Genomic DNA, 24067 nt, shown 5'->3' with positions numbered 1-24067 from the left:
CACCCGTCATTCACCAACAGAACAGGGAAAACGCCAGGAAGCACCCACGATTGGCAGGGCCCGCGGCACGGAGGTCACCTTCATCCCGCAGGCACCCTCGCAGCAGGGCGCCGACAGGCACTAAAGAATGGATTTTTCGCTAAACTCACGAGAAGCGAGGGAAGCCAGCGGATCAGGTCAGCCTGACTGTTTCGGTCCTCGGTCCAGCAGTTCGGCGAACAGTTTCTCCCAGCGCGGCATGACCGCTTCGGGGGTGTAGTCGTGCGCGGCGACGGCCGCGGCCGCTCCCATCCGCCGCCGCAGTTCCCCGTCCTCGATGAGCCGGACCATCGCCGCCGCCAACGCGTCGATGTCGCGGGGAGGGACGAGCAGCCCGTCGACCTCGGGGGTGAGCACGTCGGCCGGGCCGGTCGGGCAGTCGAAGGCCACCACGGGCAGCCCGTGGGTCATCGCCTCGATCATCACCATCGGCAACCCCTCGAACCGCGAGCTGAGGACGTAGAAGGAGGCCCTGGCCAGTTCCTCGTCGAGACGATCGGTCCGTCCCATCAGGGTGACGTTGTCCCCCAGCCGGTGCTCCTTCAGGAGCGCGCGCAACTGCCCCTTCTTCTTGCCGGTGCCGTAGATGCGCAGCCGCCAGTCCGGGTGACGGTCCACAACCTGCCGGAACGCGGGAATCAGCAGGTCGAAGCCCTTCTGCCCGACCAGCCGCCCGGCCGCGACCACGAGCCTGTCGTCTTTCCTGGAGGGTGTCCGGCGCACGGAGGAGACCGCGTTGGGGACGCGCTCGACGCGCGTGGCGGGCAGGAGCGCCTGGTACTCCCTCCTGTCGGTCTCGGTGAGCACGACCACCGCGTCCAGCTTGCCGTAATGGCGGCCGATCTCCGAGCGGACCGCCTCGGAGTGGGTGGCCAGGTTCATGTGCTCCTGCCCGACCTTGACGACGCTCGCTGGAGCACGGCGGGCCGAGATGAGGTTCAGGGCGGGGCGGGTGGTCACCAGGACGCCGCCGGTGAGCGCGGAGACGTAGTCGATGACGGCCCGCTCCACGCGTTCGGTGAAGTAGGAGGCCGCGAACTCGCCGGCGGGCACGATCCTGCCTCGGATCCACCGCCACACCCGCCGCCCCATGGAATCGACGGGCCTGCCCTCACGCTGGTCCGACAGCGTCAGGAGACGGATGCGCGGGTCGATCTCGAACTGGGGTCTCTCCTTCCGCCGTACCACGCTGACGATCTCGACCTCATGGCCGGCCGCGGCCATCGCGTTCGCCTGGTTGATCACCGTGCGGATCGTCCCGCCCATGCCGTACGCGTGCAGCAGCAGGTAGCGGATCCTCGTGGTCTCCGGCGCCGTCATGTGGGCTCCGTGACGGGCGGCAGATATCCCCAGCTCTCGCACATCGGCCGGAGCGAGTCGGGTATCTCCTCCGGCCCCGGCAGGTCGCGTCCGGGCTGCACCCGCCCCGACCGGATCTTGTCCTTCCAGTCGCCGAGCCCCTTCTCCAGCACGGTCTGCTCGCCGTAGGCCAGCATCTCCGGCTCCCAGGGAACTCCCAGAAAGTCGCAGACGCGGCGCGCCTCGGCCTCGGGGGCGGCGGTCAGGTCCTCGTAACGCACGGTGCACCCGCTGAGTGCCCCCCGCGCCCGCTGCACCGCCTTCATGTAACGCAGGGCGTCGAGTGCCGCCTCCTCCGGCGTCCGCCTGCCCGCCCCCGCCTCGTACCACGACCTGGCGATGGACGCCGGGTGGCGCAGCAGGAAGACGAATCTGGCGTCCGGCCAGCACGCGGCGACGCGCCGGTAGGCGAAGGCATTGGCCGGTGTCTTGTCCACGAAGAACGTCTTGCCGCTCCTGACCAGCTCGCGGTGGAGCACCCGATCCCACAGCAGGTGTTCCAGGTCGGCCCGGTTGTGGCCGAGCGCCTTCATCGCCCGCTCCGCCAGCGAGGTGCCGAACTCCACCCTCAGCCTCCGCACGTGCGGCTCGTGCGGGGCGTGCAGCATGGAGTGGGCGTTGAGCATCGCCCGCAGAAGCGTGGAGCCGGACCTCACCGGCGAGAGGACGAAGACCGGCGCCACCAGCAGCCGGTCGACTTTCGGATCGGCGGGCGGACCGAACGGCTCCTCCGCGGCCGGGGCCCCCGCATCCGCCGACGAACCGATTTTTCCTACCCGGTTAAGCTGGAATCCGGTAAGCCTGACAAGGGCGTCGTTGGCCTTACGCTGCCACTTCATGCCCAGGCAGGCTACCCATCTTTCCTGGCATTTCACTGTGTGTTCAGTTTGGAACACCCCCCGTTCCCCCGGGCCCCGGCGAGCACCGGGCCGCGGGCGGGTGGCAGCGCGCCGGGGTTTCACCGCGCGGGACCGACGGCGAATCGCCGTACAGTGTGAGCCATGGGGATGGTCAAGACCGTGGGGCTGGTTCTGCACCCGCAGCGCGATTCGAAGGTGGCCATCGACACGATCGTGGAGTGGGCCCGCGCCCGCAGCGTCACGGTGCTCGGGCTGCCCGACGAGGTCGGGCGCATCGACTGCAGCGCGGTGTCCGTCGACGGCGCCACCCTGGTCGACCGCGCCGACCTGCTCGTCAGCCTCGGCGGCGACGGCACGATGCTGCGCACCATGCGGCTCATCTCGGGGCGGCGGACTCCGATCCTCGGCGTCAACCTCGGCAAGCTGGGGTTCCTCGCCGAGATCGACGTCGAAGAGCTGCCCTTCGCGCTGTCGGCCATCGACGACAACGCCTACACGGTCGAACCCCGGATGGCGGTGCGGGCCACCCTGCCCGACGGCACCTCGGTGACCGCGTTCAACGACATCGCCCTGGTGCGGATACCGGGCCACGGACTGTCCGCGATGTCGATCACCGTGGAGGGGCATCCCTTCGTGCGTTACGCGGCCGACGCGGTGATCGTCGCGACCCCCACCGGGTCGACCGCCTACAGCTTCTCCGCGGGCGGCCCCATCGTGTCGCCGACGGTCGAGGCCTTCCTCGTGGTCCCGGCCGCGGCGCACTCGTCGTTCAACCGGGCCCTCGTGCTGTCGGCGGACGAGCGGGTCGTGCTCGGCCTGCTGTCGGCGAGCGGCCGGCTGGCCCTGGAGGTGGACGGCGCTGTGGGCGCGCACCTGTCGCCGGGGGACGAGCTCACCGTCACCGCGATGCGCGCCGCCGCGTGGGTGGTCCGGCTCGGCACCACGAGCTTCTACGAGCGTGCCCGCCGCAAGCTCCGCGTCAACGGGAGCGCCGAGGTCGACTAGGCCCTGCCCCTAGGCCCTGCCCCCGAGGCCGCCGTGACCGGCGACGACACCGAGGCGCGATCCGGCCGACCGCGATAGGCGGAAGATCCAAGGAGCATCCGGGCGCCGTCACCTCCTCCGCCGGTCACGGAACGTGACGGCCAGCGGCCCGGCAACAGCGTCAGTCATGAAAGTTTCACCGGCGGGTTGACAGTGGGAAAGCGCTTACCTAGCTTGTGGGTTGTTCGCTCACATGTCCGCGGATCGCATATGTGAACGGCGAGTGCTCGCTGGGGGGACTCCGAAACGCAGGCCGCGCCGGCCTGCCGGACCAGCAAGGAGCTCAACTGTGCTGTACAGATTCAACAGGAAAACAGCCGGTGCGGTCATCGCCGCCGCGGCCCTGGCCCTGTCGGGAACGGTGGCGGGCGTCTCCGCCGCCGCGGCCGCCGCTCCCGCCGCGGGAAACTACACACTGGTGAACGACGGCAGTGGCCTCTGCCTGACCGTTCCGGGCGGCAGCTCGTCCGACGGTGTCCAGCTCACCCAGAGCGGCTGCGGCGGCGCCGGGCAGACCTGGGCCGTGTCCGGGGGCAGCACCCAGCTCAAGGCCACGCACAGCGGCAAGTGCGCGGGCGTCAAGGACGCCAGTACCTCCGCCGGCAAGGCCGTCCAGCAGGAGAGCTGTTCGGGCGCGTCCTCCCAGACCTGGAACCTGACCGAGTCGGGGTCGAACTACCGGGTGGTCAACGCAGGCAGCGGCAAGTGCCTCAACACCGCCGACAACTCCACCTCCTCCGGCGCCCTCGTACAGCAGAACTCCTGCGACTCGGTGGCGACCAAGCAGTGGCGGCTCGTCCCCGCGGGCGGCTCGAACCCGACACCGACCATCACCCCCACCTCCATTCCCACGACGCCTCCGCCGAGCGGCCAGACCGGCCTGGTCGGCTGGGCGACCCAGGGCGGCGGCACCACCGGCGGCGGCAACACCCCGGCGACCACGGTCAGCAGCGCCTCCGCGCTGACCAGCGCGCTCTCGGCGAGCGGCGCGGCGGTCATCCGGGTGTCGGGCACGATCTCCTGCTCCGGGATGCTCAAGGTCACCTCCAACAAGACGATCCTCGGCAACTCCGGCGCCGTCATCTCCGGCTGCGGCTTCAACATCTCCGAGGCGTCCAACGTCATCGTCCGCAACCTGACCTTCCGCAACTGGAACGACGACGGCATCCAGGTCCAGTACTCCACCCGGGTCTGGATCGACCACAACTCCTTCAGCAACGGCTACGACGGAGCCGTGGACGTCAAGCGCGCCAGCGACTACGTCACGATCTCCTGGAACCGGGTCTCCAGCCACGACAAGACCATGCTGCTCGGCCATGACGACGGCAACGCCAGTGAGGACACCGGCAAGCTGCGCGTCACCTATCACCACAACTGGTTCGACGGCACCAACCAGCGCCACCCGCGGGTCCGCTTCGGCAACCCGGTGCACGTCTACAACAACTACTACGGCAACGTCGGCAGCGGCGGCGGGTACGGCGTGGCGTCCACGAAGAACGCCGGCGTCCTGGTCGAGGGCAACTACTTCGAGAACACCCCCGACCCCTACCACCGCGGCGAGGGCTCCTCTCCCGCCGCCAACCTGGTCGCCCGCAACAACCACTTCGTCAACTCCGGTGCCGGGGACGCGGGCGGCAGCGTCGCCGCCATCCCCTACTCCTACTCGCTCGACACCGCCTCTAGCGTCAAGTCGATCGTGACCGGCGGCGCCGGCGCCGGCCGGATCTCGGTCTGATCCGGACTGCTCCAGGTCTGCCCCTGACCCGGACCTGGCGCGGGCCCGTCAGGGCCTGAGACGGAACACCTCCAACGGCTCCCGCGGGCATCGCCCGCGGGAGCCGTACGTATCACTGGTGGGTGAACTGGGTGAGCGCGGGCAGCGCCCTGTCGGAGAAGTCGAACAGTGCCTGGTTCTCCCACCCGTTGCCCGAGGACGCGTCGGCCGGGTCCCAGCCGTTGCCGCGCACCGCGGTCCAGGTCGGTTCCCATTGAACTCCTCCCTGGCCTGGAGGCCGGGGTTTCTCCCGTCGCGTCGGGTTAAGCGGCGCGCGGGGGTTGACGCTTCGCAGACCGGGCATTCCCGAGGTCTCCACGTCCTGACACCGCTGTTCCGTCGGCGTTGTTGATGTTGATCGCGGCGTTGGTGTCGGCATGGCCGACCCATCCGCAGTCGGGGTTGGTACAGGCGAACACGGTTCCGGCACGGCCGGCCGCATCACGGTGGCCGCACCGGTGGCAGGTCTGTGAGGTGCCGGGTGCGGGGACTTTGACGACCTGCCCGCCCCGGTCTGTGGTCTTGTATTCCAGCAGGGTGACGGTCCGGCCCCAGGCCTCCCCACTGATCGACCGGTTCAGCCCGGCCTTTTGCCTGACGTTCTTGCCTGGGACTTCGGCGGTGCCCTTGGCGGAGCGGACCATGTTCGCGATGAGCAGGTTTTCCACCTTGATCACGCTGAAGGCGGCGGCGAGTTCGGTGGTGGTCTGGTGCTGCCAGTCGACGGCTCGGCGCTTGGCTGTCGCGCGAAGCCGGGCGATCTGGTCATAGGTGCGCGCCAGCCGCTTGGACGTCGGCCGGCCTGGGGTGCGGGTTCGGCGTTGACGGGCGCTTTTCTGCTCCAGGCGGCGCAGGTGTTTCTTCTCCCCTGAGGTGAGCCAGGGGCGGTGTTCGCGGTTGGTGCCGTCCGACAGGGCCAGCGCGACGGTGATGCCCCGGTCGATGCCGACCTGCGGGCCCTGGTGGGCGGCGGCGGGTTCGGCCAGGGTCTCGGTGCGGAACACGAGGTGCCAGCCGTAGGCGCCTTTGACCAGCCGTGCCCCGGTGATGCGTCCGGCGGGGCCGCCTTTGGTGACGCCGGGCAGGTTCTTGGTCCACCGGAATCTGGCCCGCCCGGCTTTGGGCAGGTTCACCAGCCCCCACCGCCGGTTCAGCCGGACGATGTTCAAGTGCTGGGCCTGAGGGACGTCCACGGCCATCCGGGACCGGGACCGGCTATTGCCGTGACGTGCCGCGGTCAGGTGGCCGGCGCGGCACCGGGGGAGCTCATGCGTCCGGTGCCAGCTCGACGACGGTGACGCCGCCGGCCGGTACCGTCGCCGAACCCGCGTGCTCGGCACCGTCGAGAACCCCGGTCCCGCTCACCCCAGGGACGGTGACCGGCTCGTCGCCGTGGTTGACCAGGAAGAGGTGGCGGCCCCGCCGCAGGAGTTCGAGGGTGTCGGGCAGGCCGCGCGGGCGGGACACACCCGCGGCGTCGAGGACCGCGCGGAGGATCGCGCGCAGGTCTCCGTCCGTGTCCTGGCCCACGCGGGGGTCAAGGGCCGTGGCGACGTACCAGGCGGTGCCCGCTCCCAGCTCGTGGCGGGTCACCGCGGGGTGGCCCGCGTCCGGTCCGCCGGTGAAGGCGCGCACGGTACGCGCTCCGGCGAGGCGGACCCGCTCGGACCAGATCCGGCCGGTCAGCCCGTCGTCGCCGACGGCGACCGTGCCGTTCTCCGGCAGCGGGTGGAACTCCTCCACCGACAGGCCGAGCACGTCGCGCAGCACGCCGGGGTAGGCACCGGGGTGGATCGTGTCGTTCTCGTCGACGATCCCGGAGAAGCAGGAGACGACCAGGTGGCCCCCGGCCTCCACGTGGCGGTGCAGGTTCTTGCCCGCGGCCTCGGTGAGCAGGTAGGAGCTCGGCACGACGACCATTCGGTACGCCGAGAGGTCGGCCGCGGGGTGGACGAAGTCGACGGTGACGTGCTCGCGCCAGAGCGCCTCGTAGTACGCCTCCACCCGCTCGCGGAACCTCAGGTCCACCGAGGGCCGCCACTCCAGTTCGAGCGCCCAGTACGACTCCCAGTCCCACACCAGCGCGACCTCGGCCTCGATGCGGGAGCCGCGCACCGGCGCCAGCTCGCGCAGCTCGGCGCCGAGGGCGACCACGTCGCGCCAGAGCTCGGAGTCGGTCCCGGCGTGCGGCAGCATCGCCGAGTGGAACTTCTCCGCGCCGTAGCGGGAGGCACGCCACTGGAAGAAGAGCACCGAGTCCGATCCCCTGGCGACGTGGGCGAGGCTGTTGCGCCGCATCTCCCCCGGCTGCTTGGCGAGGTTGCGCGGCTGCCAGTTGACGGCGCCGGTGGAGTGCTCCATGAGCATCCACGGCCGGCCGCCCGCCACCGAGCGGGTGAGGTCCGCCGCCATGGCGAGCTCGATGTGGCCCTCGGCCCGCCCGGCGTCGAGGTAGTGGTCGTTGGAGACGACGTCCACCTCACCCGCCCACCGCCAGTAGTCCATCGGCTCGCAGTTGGGGATCATGAAGTTGGTGGTGACCGGCAGGTCGCTGAAGCGTCGGATGGCGTCGCGCTCGCGGCGGAAGTTGGCGATGTGCGCGTCGACGGAGAAGCGCGCGTAGTCGAGCTGCAGGGCCGTCAGCTGGCCGACCGGTGCGAGCCTCGGGGGTTCCACCTCGTCGAACGAGCCGTAGGTCAGCCCCCAGAACGTGGTCCCCCACGCCGCGTTGAGCGCCGCCACGTCCCCGTGCCGCTCGCGCAGCCAGTCGCGGAACGCCTCCGCCGAGGTCTCGCAGTAGCAGCGCGCGTTCGCCCAGCCGTACTCGTTGTGGACGTGCCACATGACGACCGCCCGGTGCCCGGCGTAGCGGGCGGCGAGCCGGCCGGCGATCCGTTCCGAGGCGGCGGCGTACTCCGGGGAGCTGGGGCAGAAGCTGTGCCGGGAGCCTCCGGCGATGACATGGCCCGCGCGGTCGACCAGGTGGCTGCCCGGGTGGGCGGCCCGAAACCAGGTGGGCGGGGAGGAGGTCGGTGTCGCGAGGTCGACCCTGATGCCCGAGGAGCCGAGCAGGTCGATGATCCGATCCAGCCGGCCGAAGTCGTAGACCCCTTCTTCCGGCTCCAGCAGGCTCCAGCCGAAGATGCCGAGGCTGACCAGGTTCACCCCGGCCTCGCGCATCAACCGGACGTCCTCGTGCCAGACCTCCTCCGGCCACTGCTCGGGGTTGTAGTCCCCTCCGTACGCGATGCCCTCCGGCAGGACGGGATATCCAGGCAACTGCTCCCCCTTGGCTCATCTCTGTGAACGTGCACAGTAATCGAAACCCGACACCCAGGGAAGAGTCGCCGCAGGAACACCGGCACGGACAGGCGATTAACAAGAGCGTAACGAGCATTGACAGGGCGACACCTCGGATTTCAGTCTGTGAACGTTCACAGATATGTCCGCATGGCAGGCCCCCGAGCCCCGGCGCGACACCCCGCGATACAGCACCCCCGGCACAGCCCCCGATACAGCACCCCCCCGACACGGCATCCCTGACACGGAGGAACGCATGCAGAGAAACCGGCTCGCAGTGGCGGCCGCGGCTCTCGCCGCCACCCTGGCCGCCGGATGTTCCGGCGCCGCCCAGGAGCCGGCCGCCCCGGTCGCGCAGAGCTCGGCCCCCGCAGGGCCGGTCAAGCTCACCTACTGGACATGGGTTCCCAACATGGACAAGATCGCGGCGGCCTGGAACAGCGCCAACCCCGACATCCAGGTCACGGTCAGCAAGCAGGCCGGCGGCGACGACGCGGCCGCCAAGTTCCTGACCGCGGCCAAGGCGGGAAACCCCCCTGACCTGGTCCAGGCCGAGTACCAGATGCTGCCCTCCTTCGTCGCCGCCGACGCGGTGGCCGACCTCTCCGGCGAGGTGGCGCAGGCGAAGGGCGAGTTCGGCGAGGGCATCTGGTGGCTGGTCACGCTCGGCACCGACGCCGTCTACGCGCTTCCCCAGGACAGCGGCCCGATGATGCTCTACTACCGCCAGGACCTGTTCGACAAGTACGGCATCGAGGTCCCCAAGACATGGGACGAGTACGCCGAGGCCGCCCGCACCGTACGCAAGAAGGACCCCAAGGTCTTCCTGGGCACCTTCTCCAGCAAGGACCCCGGCGCCTTCGTCGGCCTCGCCCAGCAGGCCGGCGCCCAGTGGTGGTCGATCAGCGGCGAGTCCTGGAAGGTCGCGGTCAACGACGACGCCACCAGGAAGGTCGCCGACTACTGGGGCGGCCTCGTCGCCGAGGGCGCCATCGACGACCAGCCGTACTTCACCCCCGAGTGGAACAAGGCGCTCAACGACGGCAAGCTGCTGACCTGGCCCTCGGCCGTCTGGGCGCCGGGTGTGCTGTCCAGCAACGCCCCCAAGGCCAAGGGCAGGTGGGCGATCGCCCCGCTGCCGCAGTGGAACACCGGCGAGAACGCCAGCGGCTTCTGGGGCGGCTCCTCCACCGCGGTCGCCGCCAAATCCCCCAACCGGGCCGCCGCCGCGAAGTTCGCGACCTGGCTCAACACCGACCCCGAGGCGCTCGGCCTGCTCGTCAAGGAGGGCGCGGTCTACCCGGCCGCCGCCAAGGGCGGCACCATGCTCGGCGAGGCCCCCGACTACTTCTCCAACCAGCCCGACTTCTGGCAGCAGGCCGCCGCGATCTCCGCCACCGCGCGGGGCTTCACCTTCGGGCCGAACGTCAACGTGACGTACAACGCCTTCAAGGACGCCTTCGACAAGGCCGTACAGGACAAGTCCGCGTTCTCCGACGCCATCGGCAGGATGCAGGAGGCGACGGTCGCCGACATGCAGAAGTCCGGATTCCAGCTCGCCCAATGACCCCGACGACCCCGATGACCCGACGTCCCGGCGGCGCCCGCACCGCGAGCGCCGTCCCCTACCTCTTCCTCGCACCGGCCATGGCGCTGTTCACGCTCTTCATGGCCGTCCCCATCGGCTACACGGCCTACCTCAGCCTGCGGCGCACCAAGGTCTCCGGGCTCGGCCTGGGCAAGGGCTCGCGCCGCGAGGTCTTCGCCGGCCTCGACAACTACACCGCGACGCTCGCCGACGGCGAGTTGTGGGCCGGCTGGCTGCGCGTCCTCGGCTACGGCCTGCTGGTGCTCGTCGTCATGCTCGGGCTCGCCCTGCTCTTCGCGCTGCTGCTGGACTCGGCGCACGTGCGGCTCGCGCGCTTCTCCAGGGTCGCCGTCTTCCTGCCGTACGCGGTGCCCGGGGTGGCCGCCACCCTGCTGTGGGGCTTCCTCTACCTGCCGACCCTCAGCCCGATCCGCCAGGTGCTCGACGTCGACCTGCTCGGCTCGGGCACCGTGGTCCTCTCCATGGCGAACATCGCGGTCTGGGGCGGCGTCGGCTTCAACATGCTGGTGCTCTACACCGCCCTGCGCGCCGTGCCCAGGACCTACTACGAGGCCGCCAGGATCGACGGGGCGAGCGAGATCCAGATAGCGCTGCGGATCAAGATCCCGATCCTGCTGCCCGCGATCATTCTGACCACCGTGTTCTCCATCATCGCCACGATCCAGGTGTTCACCGAGCCGACCACGCTGCGGCCGCTGACCAACACGATCAGCTCGACCTGGAGCCCGCTCATGAAGGTCTACCGCGACGCCTTCGTCACCGGCGACCTCTACTCGGCCGCCGCCACCTCGATCGTCATCGCGGCGATCTCCCTCGTCCTGTCCTTTGGTTTCCTGCGCGTCGTCCGCGACCGCGCCTTCGGGGAGAGCTGATGGCCACCACGACCCTCACCGCGAGGGGACGCCGGAGGGCGGCCACGCGACGCCGCCCGTACGGGATCGCACCGACCGCGATCCTGCTGCTGGGCGCGCTCTACTGCCTGCTGCCGGTCAGCTGGGTGCTGGTGGCCGCCACCAAGTCGAAGGCGGAGCTCTTCTCCACCTCGACCTTCGCCCCCGGCACCGGGCTGCTCGCCAACCTCGCCGACCTGGCCGCCTACCGCGACGGCGTGTTCTGGCTGTGGATGCTCAACACGCTGCTGTACGCCGGCGGCGGCGCCCTGCTCTCCACCGCCGTCTCCGTGGTCTCCGGCTACACGCTGGCCAAGTACCGCTTCCGGGGCCGGAACCTGATCTTCAACCTGCTGATCGGCGGCATCCTGGTGCCCGCCGTGGTGCTGGCCATCCCGCAGTACCTGCTCTTCTCCCGGATCGGGCTCGCCGACACCTACTGGTCGGTCCTGCTCCCGCAGATCCTGCACCCGTACAGCATCTATCTGGCGCGCATCTACGCCACCGCCGCCGTCCCCGACGCCCTGCTGGAGGCCGGGCGCATCGACGGCGCCGGGCACTGGCTGCTGCTGCGCCGGGTGGCGCTGCCCCTCATGATCCCGGGCATGGTGACCATCTTCCTGTTCCAGTTCGTCGCGATCTGGAACAACTTCCTGCTGCCGTTCATCATGCTGGGCGACGACCAGAGGTTCCCGCTGACCGTCGGCCTCTACACGCTGCTCGCGGCCGGCGCCAACCAGCCCTCCCTGTACAACCTGATCCTCACCGGCACCCTGCTGTCGATCATCCCGCTGATCGCGCTCTTCCTCACCATGCAGCGCTACTGGCGGACCGACCTGGCCGGCGGGGCCGTGAAAAGCTAGTGGCCGGGCCCGACCGGGCCTCGCCCGGTCGAGGGGAAAATGGGAGCATGGCGAAGCGTCCGACCATCCATGACGTCGCGGCGGTGGCGGGGGTCTCCCGGGGAACGGTCTCCCGGGTGCTCAACGACGACCGGTACGTCAGCCCCGCGGCGCACGCCGCGGTCAAGCGGGCCATCGCCGAGACCGGCTACGTGCTCAACCGGGCCGCCCGCAGCCTGGTCACCCAGCGGACCGGTTCGGTGGTGATGGTCCTGTCGGAGCCGCAGGAGCGACTGTTCGAGGACCCCAACTACAGCGTGCTGCTGCGCACCGCCACCCGGCGGCTCGCCGAGCGGGACATATCGCTGGTGATGATGATCGCCGGGAACGACGGCGACCGCGACCGGGTGGTCCGTTACCTGCGCGGCGGCCACGCCGACGGGGTCTTCCTGGTCTCCACCCACGCGGGCGACAGGCTGGTGGACGCGCTGGTGGACATCGGTGTGGCCGCCGTCGCCCAGGGGGCGGTCATCGGCAGGGAGAACGTGATCCCCTACGCGGCGGCGGACGACCGCGAGGGCGCCCGGCAGATGACGCGCTACCTGGTCGAGCGGGGCCGCAGACGGATCGCCACCATCACCGGCCCGCTCGACACCCCCGGCGGCGCGTTGCGGCTGGAGGGCTTCGCCGACATCCTCGGCAGGAAGGCGAGCAGGAGGCTCATCGAGCACGGCGACTACACCCAGCTGGGCGGGGAGAGCGCGATGGCCCGGCTGCTGGAACGTGCCCCCGACATCGACGCGGTGTTCGTCGCCTCCGACCTGATGGCCGCGGGCGCGCTCTCCGCGCTGCGCGCCGCCGGGCGGCGGGTGCCCGAGGACGTCGCGGTGGGCGGCTTCGACGACTCGGCGGTGGCACTCACCACCCATCCGCCGCTCACCACCATCCGCCAGCCCCTGGAACGGGTCGCCGAGGAGACGGTCCGCCTGCTGCTCGCCCTGATCGACGGCGCCGAGCAGGTGGAGCCGGTGATACTGCCCACCGACCTCATCGTCCGCGAGTCGGCCTGAGCCGATGTGAGCGGGCGGCCCGCGACGCGGACCGCCCCCCGGCCGGGGTACGCGGACGGAGGGCGGTGGCGAGTCGTGCGGTGTGTCGTGCTGTACGTCGTTCCGCGCGAGGTCAGCGAGCGGCGGACGAGCCGTTCACGGTCAGGACCTGCTCGGTCTCGATGGCGGGGAAGGTGCCGGTGTCGATGATCCCGTGCTCGTGGAAGGCCGCCTCCAGCAACGCGTGAGCCTTGGGCTCCAGCTTCCACAGCGCCCGGTACTCGCGGGCGGTGGCCAGGGAGACGCCGGTCTCGTGGGCGATGTCCGTCGCCCGGGGCACGAACTTCCGCTCGATCTGCTTGTCCCAGTACTCCCGCGCGGCACGCATCAGGGCCGCGCGCTGTGCCGTGTCGACGACCGGCGGCGGGCCGTCCAGCACCTGGACCTCGTCATCGTCATCGTCGATGACCGATCGCCCCGCGGCCACCGCGGGACGCACCGGCTCAGGCTCCGGGTCCCACGGCACCGGCGGGGTCAGGTCGATCAGCGCGGAGGTGTTGTAGAGGGCGCCGATCTGGGAGAGCAGGGCCTCCTGGCGTACCGAGTCGACGGCCAGGCCGGTGTGCTCCACCGCCCGGTCCATGGCACGGTCCAGCTTGGTGAGGGCCGCGCGCATCTTCCGGTCGGACGCCCCGGACTCGCGGAGCGCGCGGGCGCGCTTGGCCGCCAGCGCGACCCGGGTCAGCCTGCGGTGGGCGTCGACCTCACTCGCCGTACGGTCGCTGACCTCGGCCAGCCCGATGCGGACCAGCGCCCGCTCGGGGGTGAGCCGCCAGTTGATGCGCGAGCGCCCGCTGATCCGGTGGCGTTCGATCGCCATGCCGCGCTCCCAGAGCCACGCCGCCACCAGGGGCGCGGCGAGCCGGAAGATGGCCTCGGCCATGCTGCGGGCGTCCATGCTGGACAGCACCGCGGTCAGGCCGGTGAGCGCCCACACGGCGATACCGTCGATGCCTGCCGAGAAGTTCTCCCGCATGTTGCGGCGGGCCCGCACCGCGCTGGTGATGACGGCGACCTCGATGAAGGCGAAGAGCAGCAGCCGCAGCGGACCGTCGAAGCCGAGCACGTCACCGGAGAAGCGCCACATGCCCTGGGCGGAGACACCCGTCGCGATGCTGGCGGCGACGATGGTGAGGATGTCCTCCACCGGACGGGGCGCGACATGAGAATGGAAGAAGCGAACCGCCATTCGCTGGATGGCGCGGAGCGCGAAGTAGGCCGCGACCAGGAGGACGAGAGCGAACACGCCGATGAGGCTCGTCAACACCGGCTGGTCGGATGCGAAGGTGGTGATTTGATCGATGGGGGGCATCAGTCACTGTCCGTCAGTCTCGATGTCCGACAGGATATCTACGCGATCATTCCAGAATGTCGGCGCGCTGTTCGCCAAACGGGCGCTCACGCGAGTGACAGAAGAGAACACAGTTGTGGTGGGGACGAGTAAGGATCACCCGCCCTCGGGGCTCCGGCCCACTCCGGCATCACCCTCGCCGCACCGCCCCACCACGGCCCGCCACGGGCCGGTTCGCCGTCGTGACCAGCGCGGCTAGTGGTTACCAAGTTATTTTTCAGATGACCACAAGAGCCGGTACCTAGCGTCCTCGACGTAACGGAGAACACCGGGCGCCGCACGCCGCACCCGGTCCACGGAGGGGACCGAGCATGTCCAGGATCAATATTGACGACACCCCGTTCGAGGGTGCCGAGCTGGACGAGGTCGCCGGCGGCCGGATGACCGTGTCCTGGCACAACAGCAAGGGCCAGGCCGGCGAGTGGTGGGTCAGCTGACGATCGGCTCACCGCCCCGGGTGGGATCAGACCCCGCCCGGGGCGGTGCTCCACCGGCCGAGGGTGCCGAAAGGTACGTCGGGCGCCCGGGAGAGAAACCTCTTCCGGGGTGCCGGACCCGCCGGTGGTACATCGGCTGACAAGCGGCCCGGCGCCCTTCCTTTCGGAAGGGCGCCGAACCGGCCGGGCCGGGAGGGGGGAAGGCGCGGCACACGCCGCTCTCCCGGCCCGTGCCAGCCGGACGGGATATTGATCGATCTGGCGCGGCGGAGCGGGATTCCCGTTCCGCCGCGCCTTCATGACGAGACGAGCCTGATTTCCCGGAGCCAAGGCTCGGGATCTCCACGCTGGAGGTATTCGATGATTGACCTCGGAACGACGCTCGCCTCCGGGGTGCGGCTGCTGCGCGGCCTGCCTCGCGGCCACGCACAGGTGCAGCAGGCCCGTCAGACGGCCGCCGCATGGGCGGCCGACCACCCCGAGCTGAAGGCGGAACTCGTCGTCGACGAGCGTCCCGGCACCTCTGTGGTCGACTTCGACCTGCTGCTCCAGGACCCGGAAGGCGGGACGATCGCGCTCACCGCGCGGGCCGGCGACGGCATCCCCTGGCTGATCGACCACTCCACGCACTGGGCGGGCCGGCTGGTCAGCGTGGACGAGATACACCTGTCGGTCGCCCAGGCGCTCACCATGATCCGTTCACTGTCATGCCGCGACGCGACGCCGCACGACGAGATCGTCGACCAGTGCCTGATCCTGAACGAGATCCAGCACGACGACACGCCGGTCAGCGACGAGGACCTGCAGGCCGCCTCCGAGGAGTTCCGCCGGGAGCGGGGCCTGCACGACCGCGCGACGACGCCGGCCTGGCCGGCCGAGATGGGGATGACCCTCCAGCAGTTCGACGCCTACATCGGCGATATCGCCAGGCGCCGGAGCTTCCGCCGCCGCAGGGAGGCCGAGCTCGGCCCGGCCTACCTGGCCGCGCACGCCGAGCGCTTCGACCGGGTGCGTGCGCTCTGGAGCATCGGGCCGGAGCAGGTCCTCGCGGACCTCGGCGGTGACTCACCGGAGGGCCTCCTCCCCGCGCTCGCGGGTCCTGCCGGCGAGGTGGAGACCACGATCGCCGAACGTTTCGCCTTCGAGCTGCCCGAACCGTTGCAGGAGGGCGCGCCCGGAGACGTCGTCGGGCCGACGGCCCATGGCACCGCCTTCCTCGCCGGGGTCATCCTGGGGCGTGCGGCCTCGTCGGCGGACGAGCGGACCCTGGCCGCGGCCGGGCGGGTGGCGTTCACCGAATGGCTGGCCGAGCGCCGCGCCACGGCCTCGATCGAGTGGCACTGGTCGTGACCGGCAGGGTTCCCAACAAGGTCTTCCGCGAGGAGTCGCTCCGCCGCCACCAGGTCGCGTCCCGGCGGGAGAGCAGGCCGCTGATGATCCGCAACAGCACGCCGGTGGGCCTGTGGGATCGAGGACCGGCTGCCGGCCGATCTCGACGCCCCGGTACGGGCGGCGCTGAGGAGCGCGCTACGGCATCTCGCCGGCGCACCCATCCTGCGAGTCGAGGACGGACAACCATGTGAAACCGCCTGCGCCCCCACCACGCCTGTTGGAACTCGTTAGCCGGGCCGCCGCGCTGAAGGCACCGGCCGCCGGTTGGCCGGGGCGCCGAGCTGAAGACACCGGCCCCCGCCACCGGCCGGCAGGACGATCCCGGAGCCGAACCACGCCGCAGGCACCGGGCGTCGACACCCGCCTTTCAGGACCGGTGGGCTCGCCTGAGCTGCTCGACGACCCGGTCGAGGGTCTCGATCGGGGCGGTGTACGGCACCCGCAGCCGGTCGGCCCGGGTGCCGTCAGGTGAGAACACCGGCCCCGGGAGCAGGTTGAGCCCTGCCTCGGCCGCCTTCCCCGCGAGTGCCTCACCGGACACACCGTTCAGGCGCAGCCAGAGCGCCAGGCCGCCCTGCGGGAGGAAGAAGCTCCAGGCGTCGTCCCCGTCCAGGCTTCCGGCCAGATGGTCGCGCTGGCGCCGCAGCTCGCTCCTGCGCTGGTCCAGCAGGCGGCCCATGAGGGGTAAGACCTCGCAGGCCACGAGCTGCTCCATGGGCGGCGGGGCGTACAGACCGCTGATCGGGTCGAGGAGGAGTTCACGGATCAGCGCGGCCGGACCCCGGATCCATCCCACCCGCAACCCTCCCCACACGGTCTTGCTCAGGGAACCGATCGTGACGGCCCGGTCGATCCGGGGCTCGGGCACCGGATGGTCGCGCAGGTCCAGGTCGCGCACGGTCTCGTCCACGATCACGGTCACCCCGTACCTGGCCGCCAGCTCCGCGACCTTCCGGCGGTCCTCGGAACCCATCAGCACCCCGGTCGGGTTCTGGAAGTCGGGGGTCAGCAGGGCGGCTCCCCCCGCGGCCTCGCGGAACGCGGTGGCGAGCTGGTCGCCGTCCCATCCCGCCGCGGTGACCCGCGCGGGGACGGTACGGATGCCGAAGCGCCTGAGCGTGGCGAGGGTGTCGAAGAAGGTGGGGTTCTCCACCACGATTCTGCGCGGGCCGAGATGGGTGACGAGCAGCGCCAGCGCGGCACGGGCTCCCGAGGTGACCAGGATCTGTTCGGGGCGGGTGGCCGATCCCTCTCCGGTGTGACGCCGGGCGATCAGCTCGCGCAGCTCGGGCAGGCCGGGTCCGGGCTCGCCGCTCTCCAGCAGCAGCCCCGCCGACCTGCCGAGCGCGCGGGTGACGGCGTCGGTGACGATCGCGCGCGGGGCGGCGGGGACGGCGCGCCGCAGATCGAGGAGCGAGCCCCGGCCGTCCACCGACAGGGGCGCGTAGCGCTCACCGAGGTTCCGCGGCAACCGCACCCTGCTGCCGCTGCCGTGCTCGGTGACGAGCCAGCCCTCCTCGCGCAGCCGGGACAGGGCGGCGACGACCGTTCCCCGGCTCACTCCGAGCTCACCGGCCAGGCGCCGCTCCGAGGGCAGCCGGTCCCCGACGCGTACGCGCCCGTCGAGCACCGCCTCGCGCAGCGCGGTGGCCAGCGCACCCGCGAGGGGGCCGCCGAATCGCCGCCATCCTGCCAGAACGTCCTTGAGCACTGGTCCAGTTTGCCGTAATTGGACCACGACGCGAACATGCTCCGCTTCCTAGCGTCGAAGCATGAACACCAGACCCGACGCGGGCACCGCTCCCATTCCCGGCCCTCCGCACCTCGGCGGCGGCCCCCGGCCCGGACCAACGAACACCAACGGCGACCAGCAGCCCGAACCGTCACACAGCGGCGGAGAGTATCGGCACGGACCATCGAGCGCCGACGGCGACCAGGAGCCCGGACCGTCCGGCGGCGGGGGCGACCACCTGTCCGGGGTGCCGGAGACCGATCACATCCGCGGACCCCTGGGAGCCGATCGCGCCCGCGTACCCGAACTGATGGAGGCCACCCGCGCGTACGCCGTGCGTCTCCTCGCCGGGCTCGACGACCGCCCGGCGGCGCGGACGCCGGTGCGACCGGCGCCCGAGTCCCTGCCGGAGACGGGGATCGGCCTGGAGGGGGCGATGGAGCTGTTCGCGCGGCGCTGGGAACCGGGCTTCGCGGCCAGCGCGGGCCCCCGCTACCTGGGCTTCGTCACGGGTGGCGCGACACCCGCCGCGCTGGCGGGCGACTGGCTGACCGGCACCCTCGACCAGAACCCCACCTCCGGCCTGGACTCCCTCGCCCCGGACCTCGAACGGGAGACGGTCGCCTGGCTGCGCGACCTCTTCGGCCTGCCGCCGGAGCACGAGGGGACGTTCGTCAGCGGCGCGACCATGTCCAACTTCGCGGGCCTGGCGATCGCCAGGGAGTGGCTGGGCGAACTGCGCGGCGTTTCGGTGGCCGAGGCGGGCGCGGCCGCGCTCGGGCCGGTGACGGTGCTGTCGGCGAGCCCGCACTCCAGCATCGTCAAGTCGCTGTCCATGCTCGGGCTGGGACGGTCGGCGATCCGGCACGTCGGCGTCCTGCCGGGGCGGGAGGCGGTGGACGTGGCCCTGCTCGCCGAGGAACTCGACCGGCTGGACGGCGCACCGGCGATCGTGGTCGCCAATGCCGGCACGGTGAACACCGTCGACTTCGACGACCTGCGCGCCATCGCCGCCCTGCGCGAGCGTCACCCCTTCTGGCTGCACGTGGACGCCGCCTTCGGCGCCTTCGCCGCGCTCTCCCCCGAGCACGCCCACCTCGTCGCGGGCCTCGGCGAGGCCGACTCGGTCTGCGCGGACCTGCACAAGTGGCTGAACGTGCCCTACGACAGCGCGATCCAGTTCACCCGCCGCCGCGACCTGCAGGCCCGCGTCTTTTCGAACTCGGCCGCCTATCTCACCCCGCTGAGCGAGGAGCCCGACTTCGCGCACCTGACCCCGCAGAACTCACGGCGCCTGCGTGCGCTACCGGCCTGGTTCACGCTGGCCGCCTACGGGCGCGAGGGGCACGCGGAGATCGTCCGCCGCGACATCGCCCTCGCCGCCGGGCTCGGCGAGCGGATCGCCTCGATGGCCGCCTACCGGCTGCTCGCCCCGGTACGGCTCAACGTGGTCTGCTTCACCCTCGCCTCCGCCCCCTCCCCCGAACGGATCGGGGAGGTGGTCGACTCGATCACCGAGTCCGGCGAGGCCTTCCTCACCCCGACGGTCTACGCCGGGGTGCCCGCGTTGCGTGCCGCGTTCAGCAACTGGCGCACCACCGAGGCCGACGTCGGCAGAATCGCGAAGATCCTGGAATCGGCCGCGCCCCGGTCGTGACAACGTTCCCGAAGGTCAGGCCACCTGTGCCGCCGGCGGTTCCAGCGTGATGACGGCGGACACCTCGGCGCGCAGGCGGCGGCTGAGTGACTCACGCTGGGAGACGACGGTGACGTGCACACCGCACTCGGCGAGCCAGCAGGCCAGGTCGGCGAAGTAGCCGTCGCCCGAGCCGATCACGACCCGGTCGAACCGCTGGTCCATCCGGTCGCCCCGGGCGGCCTCGGCCAGGGCCTGGTCCGCGCCGTCGGGGCCGGAACGGGCCAGCAACTGCACACCGTGGAAGGCGATCCCGACCGCGACGAGCGCGCCGTGGTTGACCGCGACGACGAACTGGTCCATCGGGCCGATCGGGACGATACGCCGGTAGAGGACCATGACCTCGGCGACCTCAGGGGTGGTGGGGCGACTGGCCCCTGTCAGGTTCTCGATGTCCAGCAGGTGCATGGCCCGCCCTGAGCGAAGGCGCCGTCTGCCGCGTGACGTGGGGGCCTGGAACCGGTCGATGCGCGTGGTGGGGGTGATCACGGGTCATCGGTTCCTTCCATGATGATGATTTTTAGTGTCCAATAAAGTTCAGTAAAACACGTGTTGATGGAATCGACCAATATCTTTGAGGACGCTGCATGGAGGTGACACACTCAGGTACGTTCCAATCGACACGGACACCGAGCCCGAAGAACCGATGAACGGGACGACCGGGCAGACCGAGACCGATATGAAGGAGCCGATGAACCGGGACGTCCGGCCGACCGGAGGACCGGACGGACAAGGACGTCCAGGTGACCACGGCGGATAATGGGGAGCCGGTGGACAAGGACGTCCGGGCGACCGCGACCGACACGGAGGACCAGGTGGACAGGGACGTCCAGGTGACCGCGGCGGACATCGCCCGGCTGGGTGATGTGGGCCGGGCCGCGGTGAGCAACTGGCGCCGCCGGCACGACGACTTCCCCCAGCCCGTCGGCGGCACCGCGACCAGCCCCGCCTTCTCCCTCGGCGAGATCAAGGAGTGGCTGCTCGGCCACAGCGAGGGCAGGGTGCTCCCGGCGCGCGAGTGGCTCTGGCAGGACCTGCGCGCGGGCGTGCCGGAGGAGGATCTCGCCGACCTGATCGCCGACCTCGGCGCCTTCCTGGTCTACCTGGACCGGGAGGGCGGCGACTGGACGGCCCTCTCCGCCGCCGCCGACGCGGCCGTGGCCGCCGTACTTCCCGACCGCGTCCGAGAAGCGTGCGCCGGGCCGATGCGGAGCCCGTTGCCGCCGGAATGCCTCATCCGGGACCGGCTGCCGCTGCTGCGCCGGGTGGCCGCCCTCGCCGTCGAGAACGGCACGAAGGGGACCTTCGCCTTCCTGCGCGAGCGCTACTTCGAACTGCACACCAAGCGGATGTACGCCACCCCCGAGCCGGTCGCCCGGCTCATGGCGCAGCTCTGCGGCCCCTCCCCCGAGGTCATCCTCGACCCGGCCTGCGGCTCGGGAGCGCTGCTGAAGGCACTGCGCGACCGCGGTGTACACCTGCTCCTCGGCCAGGACGCCGACGCGGCGACCGCCCGGCTGACCGCCGCGCATCTCGCGCTGCACGCCGCCACCGTACGCGTCTCGCATGGCGACTCACTCCGCCAGGACGCGTTCCCCGGCACGCTGGTGGACGCGGTCGTGTGCAACCCGCCGTTCAACGACCGCGCCTGGGGATACGAGGAGCTGACCGCCGACCCCCGCTGGGAGTACGGTCTACCACCCCGGATGGAGTCGGAACTCGCCTGGATCCAGCACGCCCTCTGCCATCTGAAACCCGGCGGCACCGCCGTCATGCTCATGCCGCCCGCCGTCGCCGGCCGCAGATCCGGCCGCCGCATCCGCGCCCAGCTGATCCGCCGGGGAGCACTCAGCGCGGTGATCACACTCCCGCTCGGCAGCATCCCCAACATGGCGGTCGCCCTGGCCCTGTGGGTGCTGCGCAGACCGGCGGACTCCCGTACGCCCGGCCATGTCCTGATGGTCGACACCTCCGACCGGCCGGAGGACTTCGCGCGGGTCGCCGCGGATGCCTGGGAACGCTTCGAGGCCGGTGCGGACATCGATGAACCGGGCGTGAGCCGGGCCGTCCCCGTCGTCGAACTGCTCGACGACGACGTCGACCTCACCCCCGCCCGATACCTCGCGCCGCCGCCTGCGGACCTGTCGCCCGAGCGCGTCACCGGGCAGCGGAACCGGGTGGCCGACCTCCTCCGCCTCGCCGCGGAGCTGGTGCCGACCGTCGAGTCGGCCCGGGGACCGAAGGACCTCCCGATGGTCCCGCTCGCCGAACTCCTGCGGCGCGGCATGCTGACGATCCACCACCAGAGCCCGGCCAGACCCGGCGAGCCGTCCGAGGTCGCGGACGGGCTGACCGTCCTCACCGCCGAGGACGTCGTCGACGGCACCCCGCCGACCGCGACCACGCCGGACATCGCCGTGCAGCACGAGATCATCGTGCGGCCCGGTGACGTGCTGGTGCCGGGCGTCGCGCGGCGTCCGGTGGCGCGGGTCGCCGGGGAGGGCGGCCCCCTCCTCGGCCTCCGCCTCTCCCTGCTCCGCCCCGACCCGGCCCTGCTCGACCCCCATTTCGTGGCGGGCTTCCTGAGCGGCTCGGTCAACCTGCGCAACTACACCACCGTGGGCAGCCGCGCCCAGGTGGACGTACGCCGCGCGGAACTCCCGCTGCTGCCGATCGAGGAGCAGCGCGGGTACGGCGAGGCGTTCCGGAAGCTGGCGGAATTCGAGGCTTCGCTGCGCCGGGCCGCCGCCCTCGGCGAGGATCTGCTCCAGCTGATATCCGACGGCCTGACCCACGGCGCCGTCCGGCCGTCCACCGACGAGAACTCCCAGAACGACATGAAGGAAAAATCTTGACCTGAGCAAGGCACGGTGGCGGCCCTTGTCGATCTACACGAGAGGGGGCGGCAGGCAACGGATAGCAAAGACTGGAAGCACGTACTATTATCCTCCTTCATAATGAAGGACGTAACAATCTACGAGAGCGACCCTGACGGCTTCCTCTACGACCCTCGGGTCAGGGCCGCGATGACCCAGTTCACCGATGACGACGGAGACCTGCTCACCTTCGAGGCGGGCGCCGCCGTCCGCACCGCCAACCACGCCGTCGAGCGCATGCGCGCCCACGGCTCCCAGGGACGGGGGGTCAGCGCGGGCGCGCTCGACCTGCTGATCCGCCTCAACAGCAGCGAGCACGGCATCAGCATCGGCGAGCTGGCCCGGGCCGCCGGGGTCAGCTCCCGCAATGTCACCGGCTTGGTCGACACTCTGGAGCACGACGGGCTGGCCCGCCGGGTCCCCGACCCGAAGGATCGACGTTCGGTTCTGGCCGAGATCACACCTGCCGGGCGGGCGTGGATGGAGGCGTTCCGCAGGCCGTCGCAGCTTGCCATGCGGGCGATGTTCAACGGGTTCGCTCCCGAAGAACTGGTCGTGCTGCGCGACCTGTGCCTGCGGCTGGCCGCCAACCAGCATCGCCTCGCCGATCACCTGCGCCAGATCGGACAGCAGCCATGACCACGACAGCTCAGGAACAGACCCGTCGCACCGTGCGCGGCTATCACGAGGCCCGCTTCCGCGGCGAGGTGTCCGCGGCGGCCGCATCGCGGGTGGTTGGTGTCGGTGTGCCGTGGGCCGTACAGAGCTGAACGCGAGTACAGGTTCGCAGCCGTCACAGGACGGATACGGCTGTTCTGTCCTGCGCCGGGCGTGGTGCCCAGGGCAGCCGAAGAAGATGCCAGCCATGGGTCGCCTTCCTTGCCTGCCGGCCAGGGACCTATCCCATCCCAAGAGGAGCTTTCGACGTCATGGCCTCCATCCGCCACGAGATCGTCATCGACGCGCCCCCTGAGCACATCTGGGATGTGCTGCGCGACGTCGGAGCCGTGCACGAGCGCCTGCTGCCGGGCCGTGTCATCGACACCCGGCTGGAGGGCGACCAGCGGTTCCTGACCTTTCCCGATGGACACGTCATCCGCGAGCTGATTGTCGCGATCGATGATGATTCCCGCCGCCTGGCCTATTCCGTTGTCGAAGGCGCCAGGCCCCCGCTCGAACACCACCACGCCTCGTTTGAAGTTCGCCCGGAGAGTGCCGGAGCGGGCCGGCTGATCTGGACTACCAACGTGCTGCCACACGGGCAGGCCGCCGAGATCCGCATTCGCATGGAACACGGCGCAGTGGAGATGAAGCAGGCGATCGAGGCCGCAGCACCCAGCTGAGCCGCAGACTCAGGTGGCCCCTGGAAGGGGAAGGTTCGCCAGGGCCTTCCCTCCGATGTGTGGGCACCTTGACTACCGGATGCTGGAGATACCGACGAGCACGGGGTGGAGACCGACATCGACCTCGCTCTCAGCGAAGACCAACAGGATGGCCAGTGAGGCGAGATTTCATACGCCCGCAAGAAAATCCTCGAACGGGACCGCCCTCGCCCGAAGCCCGATCGCCTTCTTCTCCAGTGCGGAGATGACGACGGGATCGTGCGTCATCCATCCACCGGATTGGAGGCCGATCTCACCATAATCATGGATCAATGCCGCGTGCCAGTCGAACAATAAGAAGTCGAATTTCTCCTCATCGGGAAGCCGCCTGCAAAGAGCACAAGTCGGGCGCGCAGGCTACCGAATGGATCGGGT

The 24067-nt window shown here is 70.6% G+C and carries 21 protein-coding genes and 1 pseudogene; 13 read left to right on the top strand and 9 right to left on the bottom strand.

Going from position 1 to position 24067, the window contains the following annotated elements; translation table 11 throughout:
* Positions 1-177 precede the first annotated feature (177 nt).
* Positions 178-1359, bottom strand: a complete 1182-nt coding sequence (locus tag ABT130_RS02110) for a glycosyltransferase family 4 protein (RefSeq protein WP_350923521.1) — start codon at positions 1357-1359, stop codon at positions 178-180.
* Positions 1356-2237: a sulfotransferase family protein gene (locus tag ABT130_RS02105; RefSeq protein WP_350952058.1), complete on the bottom strand. Its 882-nt coding sequence runs from the start codon at positions 2235-2237 to the stop codon at positions 1356-1358. Before ABT130_RS02105 ends, ABT130_RS02110 begins: the two co-directional genes overlap by 4 nt.
* 162 nt (positions 2238-2399) lie before the next feature.
* Here ABT130_RS02105 and ABT130_RS02100 point away from each other — a divergent pair, with 162 nt between their 5' ends.
* Positions 2400-3263: an NAD(+)/NADH kinase gene (locus tag ABT130_RS02100; RefSeq protein ID WP_350923517.1), complete on the top strand. Its 864-nt coding sequence runs from the start codon at positions 2400-2402 to the stop codon at positions 3261-3263.
* A gap of 328 nt (positions 3264-3591) precedes the next feature.
* Positions 3592-5037 (top strand): pectate lyase family protein, encoded by a 1446-nt coding sequence (locus tag ABT130_RS02095; RefSeq protein WP_350952056.1) that lies wholly within the window; start codon positions 3592-3594, stop codon positions 5035-5037.
* Between the two features lie 112 nt (positions 5038-5149).
* On the opposite strand, the gene ABT130_RS02090 is transcribed toward ABT130_RS02095, so the two are convergent.
* The 3 genes from ABT130_RS02090 to ABT130_RS02080 all read right to left on the bottom strand — a co-directional run bounded on the left by ABT130_RS02090 (position 5150) and on the right by ABT130_RS02080 (position 8355).
* Positions 5150-5380: a glycosyl hydrolase 53 family protein gene (locus tag ABT130_RS02090; protein ID WP_350952054.1), complete on the bottom strand. Its 231-nt coding sequence runs from the start codon at positions 5378-5380 to the stop codon at positions 5150-5152.
* Complete coding sequence (locus ABT130_RS02085; RefSeq protein WP_350952052.1) at positions 5340-6269, bottom strand: RNA-guided endonuclease InsQ/TnpB family protein; 930 nt, start codon at positions 6267-6269, stop codon at positions 5340-5342. The genes ABT130_RS02090 and ABT130_RS02085 overlap by 41 nt, the downstream gene beginning before the upstream one ends.
* A gap of 73 nt (positions 6270-6342) precedes the next feature.
* Positions 6343-8355 (bottom strand): beta-galactosidase, encoded by a 2013-nt coding sequence (locus tag ABT130_RS02080; protein WP_350952050.1) that lies wholly within the window; start codon positions 8353-8355, stop codon positions 6343-6345.
* 277 nt (positions 8356-8632) lie between these two features.
* On the opposite strand from ABT130_RS02080, the gene ABT130_RS02075 reads away from it, so the two are divergent.
* The 4 genes from ABT130_RS02075 to ABT130_RS02060 are packed head-to-tail and all read left to right on the top strand — an operon-like array spanning position 8633 to position 12787.
* Positions 8633-9943, top strand: coding sequence for an ABC transporter substrate-binding protein (locus ABT130_RS02075; RefSeq protein ID WP_350952048.1), 1311 nt, complete (start codon positions 8633-8635; stop codon positions 9941-9943).
* Positions 9940-10857, top strand: a complete 918-nt coding sequence (locus tag ABT130_RS02070) for a carbohydrate ABC transporter permease (protein WP_350952046.1) — start codon at positions 9940-9942, stop codon at positions 10855-10857. Before ABT130_RS02075 ends, ABT130_RS02070 begins: the two co-directional genes overlap by 4 nt.
* Positions 10857-11738: a carbohydrate ABC transporter permease gene (locus ABT130_RS02065; protein ID WP_350952045.1), complete on the top strand. Its 882-nt coding sequence runs from the start codon at positions 10857-10859 to the stop codon at positions 11736-11738. Before ABT130_RS02070 ends, ABT130_RS02065 begins: the two co-directional genes overlap by 1 nt.
* A 47-nt stretch (positions 11739-11785) precedes the next feature.
* On the top strand, positions 11786-12787 hold the full coding sequence (locus ABT130_RS02060) for a LacI family DNA-binding transcriptional regulator (RefSeq protein WP_350952043.1): 1002 nt from the start codon (positions 11786-11788) through the stop codon (positions 12785-12787).
* Positions 12788-12899: 112 nt separating this feature from the next.
* On the opposite strand, the gene ABT130_RS02055 is transcribed toward ABT130_RS02060, so the two are convergent.
* A complete protein-coding gene (locus ABT130_RS02055) occupies positions 12900-14138 on the bottom strand; it encodes a hypothetical protein (RefSeq protein WP_350923499.1) in 1239 nt (412 codons plus the stop codon).
* A 350-nt stretch (positions 14139-14488) separates the two neighbouring features.
* Between ABT130_RS02055 and ABT130_RS02050 the strand changes: the two genes are divergently transcribed.
* Positions 14489-14614, top strand: a complete 126-nt coding sequence (locus ABT130_RS02050; RefSeq protein ID WP_350952041.1) for a hypothetical protein — start codon at positions 14489-14491, stop codon at positions 14612-14614.
* 360 nt (positions 14615-14974) lie between these two features.
* Complete coding sequence (locus ABT130_RS02045) at positions 14975-15964, top strand: TIGR04500 family putative peptide maturation system protein (protein ID WP_350952040.1); 990 nt, start codon at positions 14975-14977, stop codon at positions 15962-15964.
* A gap of 409 nt (positions 15965-16373) precedes the next feature.
* Here ABT130_RS02045 and ABT130_RS02040 read toward each other — a convergent pair whose 3' ends face one another.
* Positions 16374-17717, bottom strand: a complete 1344-nt coding sequence (locus ABT130_RS02040) for an aminotransferase-like domain-containing protein (RefSeq protein ID WP_350952039.1) — start codon at positions 17715-17717, stop codon at positions 16374-16376.
* Positions 17718-17778: 61 nt separating this feature from the next.
* Between ABT130_RS02040 and ABT130_RS02035 the strand changes: the two genes are divergently transcribed.
* Complete coding sequence (locus ABT130_RS02035) at positions 17779-19395, top strand: pyridoxal phosphate-dependent decarboxylase family protein (protein WP_350952037.1); 1617 nt, start codon at positions 17779-17781, stop codon at positions 19393-19395.
* A 15-nt stretch (positions 19396-19410) separates the two neighbouring features.
* On the opposite strand, the gene ABT130_RS02030 is transcribed toward ABT130_RS02035, so the two are convergent.
* The gene (locus tag ABT130_RS02030) at positions 19411-19923 is read right to left on the bottom strand and encodes an NYN domain-containing protein (protein WP_350952036.1); all 513 of its coding nucleotides are present in this window, start codon (positions 19921-19923) and stop codon (positions 19411-19413) included.
* A 254-nt stretch (positions 19924-20177) separates the two neighbouring features.
* Between ABT130_RS02030 and ABT130_RS02025 the strand changes: the two genes are divergently transcribed.
* From ABT130_RS02025 to ABT130_RS02010, 4 genes are all read left to right on the top strand, one after another.
* Positions 20178-22289 (top strand): N-6 DNA methylase, encoded by a 2112-nt coding sequence (locus ABT130_RS02025; protein ID WP_350952034.1) that lies wholly within the window; start codon positions 20178-20180, stop codon positions 22287-22289.
* 102 nt (positions 22290-22391) lie between these two features.
* A complete protein-coding gene (locus ABT130_RS02020) occupies positions 22392-22949 on the top strand; it encodes a MarR family winged helix-turn-helix transcriptional regulator (RefSeq protein WP_350952032.1) in 558 nt (185 codons plus the stop codon).
* Positions 22946-23080, top strand: coding sequence for a hypothetical protein (locus tag ABT130_RS02015; RefSeq protein ID WP_350952030.1), 135 nt, complete (start codon positions 22946-22948; stop codon positions 23078-23080). The genes ABT130_RS02020 and ABT130_RS02015 overlap by 4 nt, the downstream gene beginning before the upstream one ends.
* 159 nt (positions 23081-23239) lie before the next feature.
* Entirely contained in the window at positions 23240-23653 is a 414-nt protein-coding gene (locus ABT130_RS02010; protein WP_350952028.1) for an SRPBCC family protein, read from the top strand.
* A 168-nt stretch (positions 23654-23821) separates the two neighbouring features.
* Here the strand turns inward: ABT130_RS02010 and ABT130_RS02005 are convergent.
* A pseudogene (locus tag ABT130_RS02005) lies at positions 23822-23989 on the bottom strand (DUF6879 family protein); the annotation flags it as partial.
* Between the last annotated feature and the right edge of the window lie 78 nt (positions 23990-24067).

The organism is Streptosporangium sp. NPDC001681 (assembly GCF_040298085.1).
Lineage (GTDB): Bacteria > Actinomycetota > Actinomycetes > Streptosporangiales > Streptosporangiaceae > Streptosporangium.
Note: the sequence above shows the minus strand (reverse complement) of the source record. Positions and strands in the feature narration are given on the sequence as shown.

Excerpts from the sequence above, each read along its gene's own strand:
- ABT130_RS02110 (WP_350923521.1), bottom strand. The coding sequence starts at position 1,359 with ATGACGGCGCCGGAGACCACGAGGATCCGCTACCTGCTGCTGCACGCG.
- ABT130_RS02105 (WP_350952058.1), bottom strand. The coding sequence starts at position 2,237 with ATGAAGTGGCAGCGTAAGGCCAACGACGCCCTTGTCAGGCTTACCGGA.
- ABT130_RS02100 (WP_350923517.1), top strand. The coding sequence starts at position 2,400 with ATGGGGATGGTCAAGACCGTGGGGCTGGTTCTGCACCCGCAGCGCGAT.
- ABT130_RS02090 (WP_350952054.1), bottom strand. The coding sequence starts at position 5,380 with ATGCCCGGTCTGCGAAGCGTCAACCCCCGCGCGCCGCTTAACCCGACG.
- ABT130_RS02075 (WP_350952048.1), top strand. The coding sequence starts at position 8,633 with ATGCAGAGAAACCGGCTCGCAGTGGCGGCCGCGGCTCTCGCCGCCACC.
- ABT130_RS02070 (WP_350952046.1), top strand. The coding sequence starts at position 9,940 with ATGACCCCGACGACCCCGATGACCCGACGTCCCGGCGGCGCCCGCACC.
- ABT130_RS02065 (WP_350952045.1), top strand. The coding sequence starts at position 10,857 with ATGGCCACCACGACCCTCACCGCGAGGGGACGCCGGAGGGCGGCCACG.
- ABT130_RS02060 (WP_350952043.1), top strand. The coding sequence starts at position 11,786 with ATGGCGAAGCGTCCGACCATCCATGACGTCGCGGCGGTGGCGGGGGTC.
- ABT130_RS02055 (WP_350923499.1), bottom strand. The coding sequence starts at position 14,138 with ATGCCCCCCATCGATCAAATCACCACCTTCGCATCCGACCAGCCGGTG.
- ABT130_RS02050 (WP_350952041.1), top strand. The coding sequence starts at position 14,489 with ATGTCCAGGATCAATATTGACGACACCCCGTTCGAGGGTGCCGAGCTG.
- ABT130_RS02045 (WP_350952040.1), top strand. The coding sequence starts at position 14,975 with ATGATTGACCTCGGAACGACGCTCGCCTCCGGGGTGCGGCTGCTGCGC.
- ABT130_RS02035 (WP_350952037.1), top strand. The coding sequence starts at position 17,779 with ATGAACACCAGACCCGACGCGGGCACCGCTCCCATTCCCGGCCCTCCG.
- ABT130_RS02020 (WP_350952032.1), top strand. The coding sequence starts at position 22,392 with ATGAAGGACGTAACAATCTACGAGAGCGACCCTGACGGCTTCCTCTAC.
- ABT130_RS02015 (WP_350952030.1), top strand. The coding sequence starts at position 22,946 with ATGACCACGACAGCTCAGGAACAGACCCGTCGCACCGTGCGCGGCTAT.
- ABT130_RS02010 (WP_350952028.1), top strand. The coding sequence starts at position 23,240 with ATGGCCTCCATCCGCCACGAGATCGTCATCGACGCGCCCCCTGAGCAC.